At 55.2% G+C, this 13,875-nt stretch carries 14 protein-coding genes; 12 read left to right on the forward strand and 2 right to left on the reverse strand.

Features of this window, described 5'->3' with window-relative positions; all coding sequences use genetic code 11:
• Positions 1 to 317: 317 nt before the first annotated feature.
• The 12 genes from lepA (at position 318) to C5F52_RS24010 (ending at position 10,668) form a co-directional block, all read left to right on the forward strand.
• Positions 318 to 2,126, forward strand: a complete 1,809-nt coding sequence (gene lepA / locus C5F52_RS23950; RefSeq protein ID WP_104800864.1) for a translation elongation factor 4 — start codon at positions 318 to 320, stop codon at positions 2,124 to 2,126.
• Positions 2,126 to 3,121 carry a signal peptidase I gene (lepB, locus tag C5F52_RS23955; RefSeq protein ID WP_104800865.1) on the forward strand — a complete coding sequence of 332 codons (996 nt, stop codon included), beginning with the start codon at positions 2,126 to 2,128 and terminating at the stop codon, positions 3,119 to 3,121. The genes lepA and lepB overlap by 1 nt, the downstream gene beginning before the upstream one ends.
• Complete coding sequence (gene rnc / locus C5F52_RS23960) at positions 3,118 to 3,840, forward strand: ribonuclease III (RefSeq protein WP_104800866.1); 723 nt, start codon at positions 3,118 to 3,120, stop codon at positions 3,838 to 3,840. Before lepB ends, rnc begins: the two co-directional genes overlap by 4 nt.
• Entirely contained in the window at positions 3,837 to 4,847 is a 1,011-nt protein-coding gene (era, locus tag C5F52_RS23965; RefSeq protein ID WP_104800867.1) for a GTPase Era, read from the forward strand. Before rnc ends, era begins: the two co-directional genes overlap by 4 nt.
• A gap of 28 nt (positions 4,848 to 4,875) precedes the next feature.
• Positions 4,876 to 5,631 (forward strand): DNA repair protein RecO, encoded by a 756-nt coding sequence (gene recO / locus C5F52_RS23970; protein ID WP_104800868.1) that lies wholly within the window; start codon positions 4,876 to 4,878, stop codon positions 5,629 to 5,631.
• 8 nt (positions 5,632 to 5,639) lie between these two features.
• A complete protein-coding gene (locus tag C5F52_RS23975; protein WP_104800869.1) occupies positions 5,640 to 6,392 on the forward strand; it encodes a pyridoxine 5'-phosphate synthase in 753 nt (250 codons plus the stop codon).
• 10 nt (positions 6,393 to 6,402) lie between these two features.
• Positions 6,403 to 6,795 (forward strand): holo-ACP synthase, encoded by a 393-nt coding sequence (gene acpS / locus C5F52_RS23980; RefSeq protein ID WP_104800870.1) that lies wholly within the window; start codon positions 6,403 to 6,405, stop codon positions 6,793 to 6,795.
• A gap of 5 nt (positions 6,796 to 6,800) precedes the next feature.
• A complete protein-coding gene (nagZ, locus tag C5F52_RS23985) occupies positions 6,801 to 7,898 on the forward strand; it encodes a beta-N-acetylhexosaminidase (RefSeq protein WP_104800871.1) in 1,098 nt (365 codons plus the stop codon).
• Positions 7,899 to 8,157: 259 nt separating this feature from the next.
• Positions 8,158 to 8,397 carry a hypothetical protein gene (locus C5F52_RS23995; RefSeq protein ID WP_104800873.1) on the forward strand — a complete coding sequence of 80 codons (240 nt, stop codon included), beginning with the start codon at positions 8,158 to 8,160 and terminating at the stop codon, positions 8,395 to 8,397.
• 40 nt (positions 8,398 to 8,437) lie between these two features.
• Entirely contained in the window at positions 8,438 to 9,403 is a 966-nt protein-coding gene (locus C5F52_RS24000) for a Bug family tripartite tricarboxylate transporter substrate binding protein (protein ID WP_104800874.1), read from the forward strand.
• Positions 9,404 to 9,406: 3 nt separating this feature from the next.
• Complete coding sequence (locus C5F52_RS24005) at positions 9,407 to 9,811, forward strand: hypothetical protein (protein WP_104800875.1); 405 nt, start codon at positions 9,407 to 9,409, stop codon at positions 9,809 to 9,811.
• Between the two features lie 119 nt (positions 9,812 to 9,930).
• A complete protein-coding gene (locus tag C5F52_RS24010; RefSeq protein WP_104800876.1) occupies positions 9,931 to 10,668 on the forward strand; it encodes a hypothetical protein in 738 nt (245 codons plus the stop codon).
• Positions 10,669 to 10,749: 81 nt separating this feature from the next.
• Here the strand turns inward: C5F52_RS24010 and lysS are convergent, their stop codons facing one another.
• Complete coding sequence (gene lysS, locus C5F52_RS24015) at positions 10,750 to 12,312, reverse strand: lysine--tRNA ligase (RefSeq protein ID WP_104800877.1); 1,563 nt, start codon at positions 12,310 to 12,312, stop codon at positions 10,750 to 10,752.
• Between the two features lie 148 nt (positions 12,313 to 12,460).
• Positions 12,461 to 13,453, reverse strand: a complete 993-nt coding sequence (locus C5F52_RS24020; protein WP_104800878.1) for a hypothetical protein — start codon at positions 13,451 to 13,453, stop codon at positions 12,461 to 12,463.
• Positions 13,454 to 13,875 lie beyond the last annotated feature (422 nt).

Here is a 13,875-nt window from a genome sequence, read left to right on the forward strand (position 1 = left end):
CGATATAAAAGCATGCGTCAAACTCCACGATATGGGATTGGGTAACAAACTCCACAGGTGCTCCACAGATCACCCACAAGTTGTCCCAAAACCCCTTTGTCAAAATGTTAATAAGTTGTGGATAAATTCATGTTGCAAACGCGCAACGAGGCCTCGGTGGCGATCAAGCTGCTGTGCGTTTCGGGGTTTTTGCCTACAATGAAGTCCCAACTTATGCAGTTGCCATTGCTTGTTGGTTCTGGGCGCGTCAGTACATGACGCGCCCTTTTTTCTTGGCGTTCGTCCCTTTGAATTCAATCACTTAAGTGTCCCCGTTGATGAATAACATCAGAAACTTCTCGATCATTGCCCACATCGATCATGGCAAATCTACGCTGGCAGATCGTTTGATCCAGCGCTGTGGAGGACTTGAAGAACGCGACATGGAAGCGCAAGTTCTTGACTCGATGGACATCGAAAAAGAGCGTGGGATAACCATCAAGGCGCAGACCGCCGCGCTGCAATACAAAGCCAAAGACGGACAGATTTACAACCTGAATTTGATCGACACACCCGGCCACGTTGACTTCTCTTACGAAGTGTCGCGCTCGTTGTCGGCTTGCGAAGGCGCCTTGCTGGTGGTCGATGCCAGTCAAGGTGTGGAAGCGCAAACGGTGGCCAACTGTTACACCGCACTCGACCTCGGTGTTGAAGTGGTGCCCGTGCTCAACAAAATGGATTTGCCCAACGCCGATCCAGACAACGCCAAAGCCGAAATCGAAGACGTGATTGGCATTGATGCCACCGACGCTATTCCTTGTTCCGCCAAAACCGGCTTGGGCATTGACGAGATCTTAGAAGCCGTGGTGGCCAAAGTGCCACCGCCCAAAGGCAACCCCAACGCGCCGCTGCGCGCCATGATCATCGACAGCTGGTTTGACAGCTACGTGGGCGTGGTGATGTTGGTGCGCGTGGTCGATGGCCGTTTGGGCAAAGGCGAGCGCTTCAAAATGATGGCCACAGAAGCCGTCTACAACGCCGACAACTTGGGCGTGTTCACCCCTGGCAACGAGCCGCGCAACTCGCTCGAAGCCGGTCAAGTGGGCTACATCATTGCGGGCATCAAAGAATTGCAAGCTGCCAAAGTGGGCGACACCATCACTTTGGAAAAGAAGCTGCCCAACAACTTAGGGCCTGCTGAGCAAGCCTTGCCCGGTTTTAAAGAAATTCAGCCTCAGGTGTTTGCGGGTCTGTACCCCACCGAAGCCAACCAATACGACGGTTTGCGCGACGCGCTCGAAAAGCTCAAGCTCAACGACGCTTCGCTGCACTACGAACCCGAAGTGTCGCAAGCGCTGGGCTTTGGTTTCCGTTGCGGCTTCTTGGGCCTGTTGCACATGGAAATCGTGCAAGAGCGTTTGGAGCGTGAATTCGATCAAGACCTGATCACTACCGCGCCCAGCGTGGTCTACGAAGTCAAGATGCCTGACGGCGAAGTGGTCATGGTGGAGAATCCCGCCAAGATGCCCGAACAAGGCAAGCTTCACGAAATCCGCGAGCCCATCGTCACCGTCCATCTGTACATGCCCCAAGACTATGTGGGCCCCGTGATGACACTGGCCAACCAAAAGCGCGGCGTGCAACTCAACATGGCTTACCACGGCCGCCAAGTCATGCTCACCTACGACATGCCGCTGGGCGAGATCGTGCTGGACTTCTTTGACAAACTCAAATCGGTTTCTCGCGGTTATGCCTCGATGGACTATGAGTTCAAAGAGTTCCGCCCCTCCGACGTGGTGAAAGTCGACATCTTGCTCAACGGCGAGAAGGTCGATGCCTTGTCCATCATCGTGCACCGCACCCAAGCCCAATACCGAGGCCGCGCGGTGGTCGCCAAGATGCGCGAGATCATCAGCCGCCAAATGTTTGACGTGGCGATTCAAGCCGCCATTGGCTCCACCATCATCGCGCGTGAAAGCATCAAAGCCTTGCGCAAAAACGTGTTGGCCAAGTGCTACGGCGGTGACATCAGCCGCAAACGCAAGCTGCTTGAGAAACAAAAAGCAGGTAAAAAACGCATGAAGCAAATCGGCTCGGTGGAAGTGCCCCAAGAAGCCTTCTTGGCCATTTTGCAGGTGGAGGATTGATGGCTACTTTGACCGCATTCGTGCTGGCCGCCTTTGTGGGCTATGCCGGTTTTTGGTACGTGGGCATGATCGAAGGCAACTTCGCGCTGCTCATGTTCATGGCCACGTTCGTCACCGGCATTTACTGGTTGGCAGAGCGCTTTTACTTTTTGCCCCAACGTGAAGCGGCTGCCGCGCGCTTGGAAGCGGAAGCCGAAAAACGCCGTCAAGAGTTGACCCAACTCGGCATCGCCCAAACCGACGTCAACGTGACCGAGGCCAAAGAGCGCCTCATCATGCAGCCGTGGTGGTTGGACTGGACGGCTGGCCTGTTCCCAGTCATCGCCGTGGTGTTTGTGTTGCGCTCATTTTTGTTTGAGCCCTTCAAAATTCCCTCAGGCTCGATGATTCCCACGCTTTGGGTGGGCGACCTGATTTTGGTCAACAAGTTCCATTACGGTGTGCGTTTGCCCGTGCTCAACCTGAAGGTCACCGACGGCAACCCTGTGCAGCGCGGTGATGTGATGGTGTTTCGCTACCCACCCAAGCCCAGCCTCGACTACATCAAGCGTGTGGTGGGTGTGCCAGGCGACACAGTGGCGTACTTGAACAAGCAACTCACCATCAACGGACAACCTGTGGCTCAAAAGGCCTTGCCGGACTTCTTTGAAGAAGACAGCCTGCGCTACATCAAGCAGTTCGAAGAAAACTTGCCTTTGGGCAGCCAGCCATCTGAAATGACAGGCGTGCGCACGCACCGCTTTTTGAACGACATCGACCGTCCGGCCTTCGTGCCTGGCGCTGATGACTTTGCGTTCAAAGAAAACTGCCACTACACCATCGAAGGCGTGACCTGCAAAGTGCCAGCGGGCCATTACTTCATGATGGGTGACAACCGCGACAACTCACTCGACTCGCGCTACTGGGGCTTTGTGCCAGAGAAAAACATCGTGGGCAAAGCCTTCTTTGTCTGGATGAACTTTGGCAGTCTCAAGCGCATTGGCGCCTTTCAATGACCTCACGCGCACGCACAGCAACCCGTCCCAGCCCGTCTCAACAACAGATCATTGAGACGCTCCAAGCGCGCTTGGCATACACGTTTCAAAAACCTGCGTTGCTCACGCAGGCGCTCACGCACCGCAGTTTCAGTTCAGACCACAACGAACGCTTGGAATTTTTGGGCGACTCCGTGCTCAATTTGGCCATTGCCAACTTGCTTTACCAGCGCTTGAACACCTTGCCCGAGGGCGACCTGTCGCGCGTGCGTGCCAACTTGGTCAAGCAAGACACGCTGCACCACTTGGCCGTGGAGCTGGGTTTGTCGGGCATCTTGCGTTTGGGCGAGGGCGAGATGAACTCCGGCGGTCAAAAGCGCCCCTCCATCTTGGCCGACGCACTGGAAGCGGTGCTGGGCGCGGTCTACCTTGATGCGGGCTACCAAGCCGCTGACGCCTTGGTGCAACGCATCTTTTCGGCGGTCGAAATCAACCCTGAGATGCAAGCGGTGGGCAAAGACCCCAAAACCGAGTTGCAAGAATGGCTGCAAGCGCGTAAGTTCAAGCTGCCTATTTACCGCGTCGTTGGCACCTTGGGTGCGGCGCATCGCCAGACCTTTGATGTCGAGTGCGAAATCCCCGAATTAGCCCGCTGCGAGCGTGGCATTGGCGGCTCACGCCGCGCAGGAGAGCAGGCCGCCGCAGCAGCCATGCTTCAAGTTATCAAAGAGCTCAAATGACGGCCACACCTTCCAACCCCGAACAAAGTCTGCAAGACATCGATGCCATGTTGGCCGCCAGCAAAGGCGCCCGCGTGGTGGCCAGCGGCGTGGCCGTGCCCCCTGCGGACCAGCGCTGTGGCTTGATCGCCATCGTGGGCAAGCCCAACGTGGGCAAGTCCACCTTGCTCAACGCTTTGGTGGGGCAAAAAATCAGCATCACCTCGCGCAAGGCACAAACCACGCGCCATCGCATCACGGGCATGCACACGCAAGGCTCGGCGCAGTTCGTGTTTGTGGACACCCCCGGTTTTCAAACGATTCATGGCAACGCCCTGAACAAGTCGCTCAACAAAGCTGTGCAAGGCGCCGTGGGCGATGTGGATTTGGTGTTGTTGGTGGTGGAAGCGGGCAGCTTCACCTCGGCCGATGAAAAAGTGCTGTCGTTGTTGGCCAAGGGCATTCCCACCATCTTGATCGCCAACAAGCTCGACTCGATGAAAAACCGTGACGACATCATGCTGTGGTTGCAATCCATGCAAGACCGTCACCCCTTTGCCGAGATCGTGCCCATGTCGGCCAAGAACGACAAAGACGTGCAGCGCCTCTTGGGCATTTGCGAAAAATACCTGCCCGAGCAAGGCTGGATGTACGCCGCCGACGAGTTGACCGATCGCAGCGAAAAGTTCATGGCCGCTGAAATGGTGCGCGAAAAACTGTTCCGCTTGACCGGTGACGAGTTGCCTTACACCTCGACCGTGGTGATCGACAAGTTCGAAGAAGAAAAGGGCAAGTCCAAAGGCGTCAAACGCATGGTGCGCATTGCTGCCACCATCGTGGTCGAACGCGATGGCCACAAAGCCATGGTCATTGGCGACAAAGGCGAGCGCTTGAAGCGCATGGGCATGGAAGCCCGCACCGAACTCGAAAAACTCTACGACGCCAAGGTGTTCTTAGAGTTGTGGGTCAAAGTGCGCTCCGGCTGGGCCGACGACGCCGCACGGGTGCGTAGCTTTGGCTACGAGTAACCCGAGTCGTAGCTTTACCTCGCGGGGTGTGACCCGCATTCAGGACGAACCTGCGTTCGTGGTGCACCACTACGACTGGAGCGAATCCAGTCTGATCTTGGAAACCTTCACCCGCCACTACGGTCGGGTGACCTTGGTGGCCAAGGGCGCGAAAAAACCCAGCTCCAACTTCAGGCCGGTGTTGCTGCCGTTGCAGCCGCTGTCCATCACCTACACGGGCGATGCCGAGGTGCGCACGCTCAAGAATGCCGAGTGGGTGGGTGGGCACATCATGCCCATGGGCGAGGGCTTGTTGTCTGGCTATTACTTGAACGAGTTGCTGCTGCGCTTGCTGGCGCGTGACGACCCACACGCCACAGTGTTTGACCTGTACCGCCAAGTGGTGCAGGTGCTGGCTTCCGGCCACGAGGGCACCATCAACCCCGCGCTGCGTGCGTTCGAGTTGCTGCTGCTGCGTGACATCGGGTTTTTGCCCGAGCTCAACGCCCAAACCCTCACGCTGACGCCTTTGCAGCCCGACGCTTTGTATGTGCTGGTGCCCGAAGGCGGCCTGCGCGCCCACAATGCCCAAGACCGCACCGGCTTAGGCGGTAGCGTGTGGTTGCAGCTGCACGACAGCCTTCAGGCCGACTCGCCCTTCACCGCCACCCTGCGCTTGTGTGCCGAGTTACCGAGCGACCAACGCAACGCCTTGCAAGGTCAGCTGCGCGGCTTGCTGCACTACCATTGCGGGGTCACCACGCTGCGCACACGGCAGATGATGATTGACTTGCAATCTCTTTGATTTACCCCATGTCTAACGCTCACACAAAGACCGCCTTGTCGGTCAACCTCAACAAAGTGGCCTTGGTGCGCAACACGCGCCATTTGGGCATTCCCAGCGTCACGCGTGCGGCCACCTTGTGTTTGGCGGCGGGCGCAGCGGGCATCACCGTGCACCCACGGCCTGACGCACGCCACATTCGCAGCGAAGACGTGACCGATCTGGCGGCGTTGCTCCAAGCATGGCCAGACCGCGAGTTCAACATTGAAGGCAACCCATTTCACAACTTGATGGACTTTGTGCGGCAAGTGCGCCCCCATCAAGTGACCTTTGTGCCCGACAGCGAAGGCCAATTCACCAGCGACCACGGCTGGACCTTCCCGCAAGACGCCGAGCGCTTGAAGCCGCTCATCGACGAGGCCAAAGCCTTGGGCGTGCGCGTGAGCCTGTTCATGGACCCCGTGCCTGAGGCGATGGCGGCTGTCAAAGCTGTGGGCGCCGACCGCGTGGAGCTGTACACCGAAACCTATGCTTCAGCCTACGGCACACCGAAACAAGCCGAAGTGTTGGCCGCTTTCAAAGCCACTGCGCAAGCCGCGTTGGACGTGGGTTTGGGCATCAACGCGGGCCACGATTTGAATCGCGACAACTTAGAAACCTTCTTGACCACCGTGCCCGGCGTGCAAGAAGTGTCCATCGGTCACGCCCTGATTGCCGATGCGTTGGAGCTGGGCTACACCGAAACCGTGTCGGCCTACTTGGCCTGCATGCCCCAGGCTTGAGATCGCGCACATGATCTACGGCATTGGCACCGACATTTGCGACATTCGCCGCATCCGTGCGTCTTTGGACAAGCACGGCGAACGGTTTGCGCAAAAAGTGCTGAGCGACAACGAGATGACCACCTACCGCGCCCGCAGCGAACGCTGGCCTGAGCGTGGTGTGCGTTATGTGGCCACCCGTTTTTCCGCCAAAGAAGCCTTCAGCAAAGCCATTGGGATGGGCATGCGCATGCCCATGACGTGGCGCTTGTGCGAGGTTGACAAGCTGCCCAGCGGCCAGCCCGTCATCGTGCTGCATGGCGTGCTCAAAGACTGGTGCGACGCCCGTGGCCTCAGCGCGCATGTGAGCGTGAGCGACGAGTCCGACTACGCCACGAGTTACGTGATTGTTGAAAAGAAATAAGTTTGATGTCTCACCACGCCCCCCTGATCTTGGACATTGCTGGCACCCAGCTCACCGACGCCGACCGCCATCGCTTGGCGCACCCGCTCACCGGTGGCGTGATTTTGTTTGGTCGCAACTGGACCAGCCGTCAGCAACTTACCCAGTTGTGTGCCGACATCAAGGCCGTGCGCCAAGACTTGCTCATTTGTGTGGACCACGAAGGCGGGCGTGTGCAGCGCTTTCGCAGCGATGGCTTCACCCACATTCCGCCCATGCGCGCCTTGGGCGAGCTGTGGATGAAAGACCAAAAAGGCGTCTCCGGCGACTTTAAAACCGGCAGCGACGCCTTGGCTGCGATGGACGCCGCCACCGCCAGCGGCTTTGTGCTCGCCAGCGAGTTGCGCGCGTGCGGGGTGGACTTCAGCTTCACCCCTGTGCTCGACCTTGACCATGGCGAAAGCGGCGTCATTGGCGACCGTGCTTTTCACCGCGATCCGCGGGTGGTCACCGCCTTGTCGAAAAGCGTCATGCACGGCTTGCTGTTGGCGGGCATGGCCAATTGCGGCAAGCACTTCCCAGGCCACGGCTTTGTCAAAGCCGATTCGCATGTCGACATCCCCGTGGACAAACGCAGCCTCAAAGCCATTCTGAACGACTGCGCCTTGCCCTACACCTGGCTCAGCACCACGCTCACCAGCGTCATGCCTGCGCACGTCATTTACCCCAAGGTCGATGCCTTGCCCGCAGGCTTCTCGCCGCGTTGGTTGCAAGACATTTTGCGCACTCAGCTGCATTTCAATGGCGCCATCTTCAGCGACGACTTGTCGATGCAAGGTGCACGCCGCATCGAAGGCCGTGACGTCAGCTTTGCCGAGGCTGGCATGGCCGCCTTGAACGCGGGCTGCGACTTGGTCTTGCTGTGCAACCAAAGCCTAGGCGATGGCCACGGCGTAGACGCCATGCTTGACGGCTTGACCGAAGGATTGCTTAAAAATAAATGGCATGCCAGTGACGCGAGCGAACAACGTCGCAGCGCCTTGTTGCCTCAAAATTCGCCGCTAGCTTGGGACGCGCTGATGACCCACCCCGCCTATGTGCGGGCTTTGGACTTGTTGCCTTAAACCGCGCTCAAGTTCGCCACTTCATGAAAGTTCAGATGGCGACGAAAAATGGAAAAAACGAAGTCAGCGACAGTGGGTTGCGCTTCACCAGCCGTGAAAATGGCTCTCCCTTCATTGGCATGGGCAAAGTCGGTGAAACCATGTCTTGCATGAAATGTGGACTTCACAAGCCCCGCCGTTTGGGCAGCCAACGCCGTTTTGCAGGCGCATTGGCTTTTTTTTGTTTTGAATGCAAACCACCTGTTGAGAAAAAATAAATATGGCCACCCCTAATTACAACTACGAGAAACGTCAACGCGAGCTGGCTAAGAAAAAGAAGAAAGAAGAAAAGCTGCAAGAACGCGAGGCGCGCAAAACCTCACCCGACGGTGAATTCGGTCAAAACCCCAGCATGGACTTGGAGCCCGACCACACCCAAAACCCCAGCATGGACTTGGAGCCCGACCACACCCAAAACCCCGATGGCGTTGTCCCCACAGACAACCCCGATCAAGCCTGATTTCCTGTTTTATCTTTTTCTGTTTTTAAGGAGTTCCGCCATGTTTCCTTCACGCCGTCATTTAGCCGTTTTGGCCTTGGCCCTGAGTTGTGGCTTGGCCGCAGCGCAAAGCGTCAAGCCCATCAAGTTGTTGGTGGGTTTTCCACCCGGCGGCGGGACCGATGCGGTGGCTCGCACCTTGGCTGAAAAACTCAAAGACGAATTGGGCGTCCCCGTCGTGGTCGACAACAAGCCCGGCGCGGGTGGCCAACTGGCCGCGCAAGCCTTGAAGGCTTCGCCCGCAGACGGCACGGTGCTGTTTCTCTCGCACGACCACACCATTTCTATTCTGCCCTTGGTGGTCAAGAATCCCGGCTACGACTCGGCCACAGACTTTGTGCCCGTGGCTGGCTTTGCCACCTTCGTCAACGCGTTGGCGGTGTCGGGCGGCACGCCTGTCAAGTCGTTCACCGAGTACGTGACTTGGGTCAAAACCCAGGGCGCAGGCAAGGGGGCAGTGGGCATTCCCGCGCCTGCTTCCACGCCTGAGTTTTTGGTCAAAGTGGTGGGTGAGAAGTTCAAGCTCGACTTGGTCGCTGCCCCCTATCGCGGCAGCGCCCCGATGATGGCTGACATGCTGGGCAACCAAATTGCCGCAGGCGTGGGTTCGGTGCCCGATTTCATTGAAAACCACAAAGCAGGCAAAGTGCGCGTGGTTGCTGTGTTGGGTGCCAAGCGCCAAGCGGCGTTGCCCGATGTGCCCACATTCACCGAGCTGGGTCTGGGTGGCTTGGAAGACACGCCTTATTACGGCATCTTCGCGCCCGCAGGCACACCCAAAGCCACCATCGACCATGTCGGTCAAGCGCTCTCCAAAGTGTTGGCTATGCCCGATGTGCATGAGCACCTCACCAAAATGGGCCTGACCGTGGGCTACATGAACGCCCAGCAACTCGCACAGCGCGAGCGCGCCTACACGCAGGTGTGGACCAAGATGATCAAAGCCAGCGGTTTTCAGCCGCAATAAGCCATGGCCATCCCTTGGTTAGCTGCGTTGAAAGTGATCCCGTGGGGCGATGTGATCTCGCACGCCCCCACGGTGTTGGAAAAAGCCCGTGAACTGATCGACCGCAAGCGAGGTGGCAGCGATGCCGCCGCGTCAAGCATGGCAACGCCCAACGCGCCTGCGTCTGATGTGCCCAGCTTGGGTGAGTTGAAAAATCGTCTGCTCGCCGCACAGAACCAAATCGATCAACTGCACACCCACCAAGCACAAATGGCCCAAACCTTGACCGACTTGGCTGAGCAAAACGCAGCCTTGGTGGTGATGGTGGGTGCGTTGCGTGCGAAACAACGCGTGTTGATCGTGGTGGTGCTTGTTTTGGTGATTTTGTTGTTTTCTTGGGCCGCATTTCATGGTTTGAACGGGCCGTGATGCGCTTGAAACCTGCATAAATGCTGAAAAGTTACAGAAATTCAACAAAATCGCCAAAAATATCTGAAAATTTGAGTGTTGGTTAATATCAGTTTTGTCAGTTCCGTTAAATTTGAGGAATGGAACAGCAAAACACTCAAATCGTCGAATTTAAATCTAAATGGCAACTTCTGTTGTCTTTGGCGTTGTCACTGGCTTTGACGGCCTGTGGCGGCGGCGGTGGCGGTGAACACCTGAGCGGCATTGAAAGCCAAACACAGTTGAGTGGCCAGGTGATGGACGGCTACATCCAAGGCGCCACCGTGTGCTTGGACCTGAACGACAACGGCACATGCGACGCCAACGAGCCCAGCACGGTGTCGGGTGTCAATGGTGCCTACACCTTGAACCACAACGCTTCAGTGGCTCTGTCAGGTTTGTCAATTTTGGCGAATGTTCCGGTTGGCGCCATCGACCAAGACGGCCCTTCTCACACGGTGTACACCGCTTACCAAATGCGCACGGCCGCACAAGCGCCTGCTTTGATCACGCCCTTGACGACTTTGGCGGTGTATGAAATGAAGGCCTCTGGCGCCACATGGACACAAGCCCAGCAAACCGTCAGCACCCGCTTGATGGGGGACGCACAAGCGCTTAATTTCTCGCAAGACTACGTGGCGCAGGCCAACAACGCGTTGCACACCTTGGCGCGCAGCGTGGCCAACACCTTGCAAACCGCGGCATTGAATGGTGATGCCCCAGCCGCGATCTTGGCTGCTGCGTACAACGCGCCGCAAGCCATGCCTTTCACCTTGCAGGTTGCTGCGCCGCTCAGCGCCCATTCGAACGATTACCTGCTGCCTAACAACCAGCCATAAAAAATGGGGCCTTCAAGGCCCCATTTTTTGGTCATCTGAGCATGACGCTCAAGCGTGATGAAGCGTGATGAAGCGTGATACTTAGGCTTCGCGGCGCAAAGCAGGGAACAAAATAACGTCGCGGATGCTGGGGCTGTCGGTCAGCAACATCATCAAGCGGTCAATGCCAATGCCGCAGCCGCCTGTTGGGGGCATGCCGTATTCGAGGGCGCGCACAAAGTCGTGGTCGTAGAACATGGCTTCGTCGTCGCCGCTGTCTTTGGCAGCCACTTGGGCGTGGAAGCGTGCGGCTTGGGTCTCAGCGTCGTTCAACTCGCTGAAGCCGTTGCCGAATTCGCGGCCTGTGATGTAGAGCTCAAAGCGCTCGGTCACATCGGGCTTGCTGTCGCTGGCGCGGGCCAAGGGTGAAATTTCTACAGGGTGCTCGCAGATGAAGGTGGGCTGCCACAGCTTGTCTTCCACCGTCTCTTCAAAGTACATCACTTGCAAGCTGGCCAAGCTGCGTGTGCTGAGTTTGTCTTTCTCTTCTTTGAAACCGAGTTTTTGCAAGGCGTTGATCAACCATGTGATGTTGTCCACCCGGAGCCCCGCGCCGGTTTCAGATGCTTCGCCAGCCTCAGTGTGCTTGATGATTGCTTCACGAATCGTGAGGCGCTCAAACGGCTGGCTCAGGTCAACCGCTTTGCCGCCGTAGGTCAGCAGCAATGTGCCAGCGGCCTTCATGGCGGCGTCGCGCACCAGCTCTTCGGTGAAGTGCATCAGGTCTTGGTAGTTCCAATACGCGGCGTAGAACTCCATCATGGTGAACTCGGGGTTGTGACGCACCGAGATACCTTCGTTGCGGAAGTTGCGGTTGATCTCAAACACGCGCTCAAAGCCACCCACGATCAAGCGCTTCAAGTACAACTCAGGCGCGATGCGCAAGAACATTTCTTGGTCCAGCGCGTTGTGGTGCGTGGTGAAAGGCTTGGCGTTTGCGCCGCCGGGGATGGGGTGCAGCATGGGCGTTTCAACTTCGAGGAAGTTGTGTTGCACCATGAAGTCGCGAATGCCGCTGACCGCTTTGCTGCGCGCCACAAAGCGCTTGCGTGCGGTTTCGTCGGTCATCAAATCGACGTAGCGTTGGCGGTATTTGATCTCTTGGTCAGCCACGCCGTGGAACTTGTCGGGCATGGGGCGCAGGCTCTTGGTCAGCATGCGGATGCTGGTGGCGTGAATCGACAACTCGCCTGTGCGGGTTTTGAACAACTTGCCTTCGCACGCCACGATGTCGCCCAAATCCCAGTGTTTGAAATCGGCATACAGATCTTCGCTCACGTCATCGCGTGTCACGTAAATCTGAATGCGGCCAGTGCTGTCTTGCAGCGTGGCAAAGCTGGCCTTGCCCATCACGCGCTTGAGCATCATGCGGCCCGCCACTTTGGCGAACTGACCTTCTTCGGTCAACACCTCGGCGGTCTTGTCGCCATGCAGCTCGTGCAGGGTGGCGGCGTGGTGCGCGGGTTTGAAATCGTTGGGGAAGGCAACGCCTTGGCCCGCAGCCTGGCGCTCGCGCATGACCTTGAGCTTCTCGCGGCGCTCAGCGATCAGTTGGTTTTCGTCGACGGGAGCGGCTTCGGGCGTGGCGGGGGTGTTGTTGGACATCGAGAGAGTTAGGTAAGTAAGAGAAGATGCTGTCAGAAAACAGCGAGCAGATTATTTTAATTGCAAGGCCAGTGCAACTTTTCCTCGTATGCTGAAGTTGAACCGACCAAAAGGTTTGACTTTGTCGTTTACAAAGCCATGGCGTGAATTACTGACTATGTGTGGCTTTCTGAATCTGAACTGTCGATGACTCAGGTGTGCGAATTATTTTTCGGACGGCTCTATTCTCTTGAATATCAATGTAAATGAGAGGCATCGTATTGTGAGATTTTTTAATTTCAGATGCGCTATTTATTTTTGACATAAAAATCCCCAGTTTATTTTCGTGCCATCCAGATTTCTCTAAATGCTGAACTAACTTGGCGATGCTTTTGTATTTTCTAAATAGTGGTGCAATCGGCTGGGTCGATATCGTTGTAAGTGGGGTGACTTGACTGTCCGAGTTCCACGAAGTGGGGAGTGCGATCAGTTCGTCGTTTCTCTGCCACACAGTCATATCAATTGCTAATTTTGAATAACTGTTTTCATTAAGAAAACCCGAGATTTCTTTCAATGAAGAAAATGTTTGACCTTCGAACGTTACTTTACTTAATCCTAAGTGTTCTAAGTTGGTGCTTTCTAAACCAGTCTGTTTGTTCTCATCTTGCAAAAGAACGCATTTGGATAAATTTGTGTTGCCGTCAAGCGTATTTGGTTTTTGCTTGCCCATCAAATCCCAAAGTTGATAAAAATCTGGAGTGATGTCACGGTCGTATTCATTGACAATGATTGCTTTTGAGTAAAGTGTGTTTGCATGGAAATCAAAATCAAAATAAACACTTCTGAAGTAAGCGCCTACGGGGCTTTTTATTGACCAATTGGCATAGTTATTTTTGAGTTCGTAGGTTGAATGAAGTTCTTTCGTCCACGAGTTAGTACGTTTTAAGAATACGTAGCCTCTTGAAAAGGCCAGTGTATTTGCATCGCACTGGTATTTGATGCCATCACGATCTAGGTTTGCAATGACTCCGTCAAGTTCTAGAGATTTCACATTCGCATCATTATTTCTCTTGTAATGAATCTGCAAATCTTGGGCGTTTGCAACAAAGAGAAATAGAGAGAGGCACATCGCTAACAAGGTTTTTTGTCTGGGATTTTTCATCGGATACAGGTTAAGTTAGATGTAAAGCTGATATTTAATAGCTCAGTTTAATTCATTTCTCTATTGATTCACCAATCAGCTCATTTTGGGAATCTTTAGTGAATTGGATGCTTTATGTCTAAATGCTGCGTTCCCTTGTATGTCTTGTCAAAGCCACCACTTCTCGAGTCTTGTGGGTAATTATTTGTACGCATTTTTAGGTTTAATATTAAATAAATAGTTTTATGTAACTATATTTAACTAGTTACTAAAACTAGTCCTGAATTGTCGTCAAGCGTACCGTTTAAGGCCGATCATCTGATATGCTTATCAACTATGAGAGTGCAACATGAATGCATGCTTAATATTCTAAATATTAATTCAAATTGCTACAAAAAGTTAATAAATGTTAACTTATTGGTTCGTATTTGAGAAGTTATTAG

Source organism: Limnohabitans sp. TS-CS-82, from assembly GCF_002943475.1.

Coding starts and splice junctions, on each gene's coding strand:
- lepA (WP_104800864.1), top strand. CDS start 318: ATGAATAACATCAGAAACTTCTCGATCATTGCCCACATCGATCATGGC.
- lepB (WP_104800865.1), top strand. CDS start 2,126: ATGGCTACTTTGACCGCATTCGTGCTGGCCGCCTTTGTGGGCTATGCC.
- rnc (WP_104800866.1), top strand. CDS start 3,118: ATGACCTCACGCGCACGCACAGCAACCCGTCCCAGCCCGTCTCAACAA.
- era (WP_104800867.1), top strand. CDS start 3,837: ATGACGGCCACACCTTCCAACCCCGAACAAAGTCTGCAAGACATCGAT.
- C5F52_RS23975 (WP_104800869.1), top strand. CDS start 5,640: ATGTCTAACGCTCACACAAAGACCGCCTTGTCGGTCAACCTCAACAAA.
- acpS (WP_104800870.1), top strand. CDS start 6,403: ATGATCTACGGCATTGGCACCGACATTTGCGACATTCGCCGCATCCGT.
- nagZ (WP_104800871.1), top strand. CDS start 6,801: ATGTCTCACCACGCCCCCCTGATCTTGGACATTGCTGGCACCCAGCTC.
- C5F52_RS23995 (WP_104800873.1), top strand. CDS start 8,158: ATGGCCACCCCTAATTACAACTACGAGAAACGTCAACGCGAGCTGGCT.
- C5F52_RS24000 (WP_104800874.1), top strand. CDS start 8,438: ATGTTTCCTTCACGCCGTCATTTAGCCGTTTTGGCCTTGGCCCTGAGT.
- C5F52_RS24005 (WP_104800875.1), top strand. CDS start 9,407: ATGGCCATCCCTTGGTTAGCTGCGTTGAAAGTGATCCCGTGGGGCGAT.
- C5F52_RS24010 (WP_104800876.1), top strand. CDS start 9,931: ATGGAACAGCAAAACACTCAAATCGTCGAATTTAAATCTAAATGGCAA.
- lysS (WP_104800877.1), bottom strand. CDS start 12,312: ATGTCCAACAACACCCCCGCCACGCCCGAAGCCGCTCCCGTCGACGAA.
- C5F52_RS24020 (WP_104800878.1), bottom strand. CDS start 13,453: ATGAAAAATCCCAGACAAAAAACCTTGTTAGCGATGTGCCTCTCTCTA.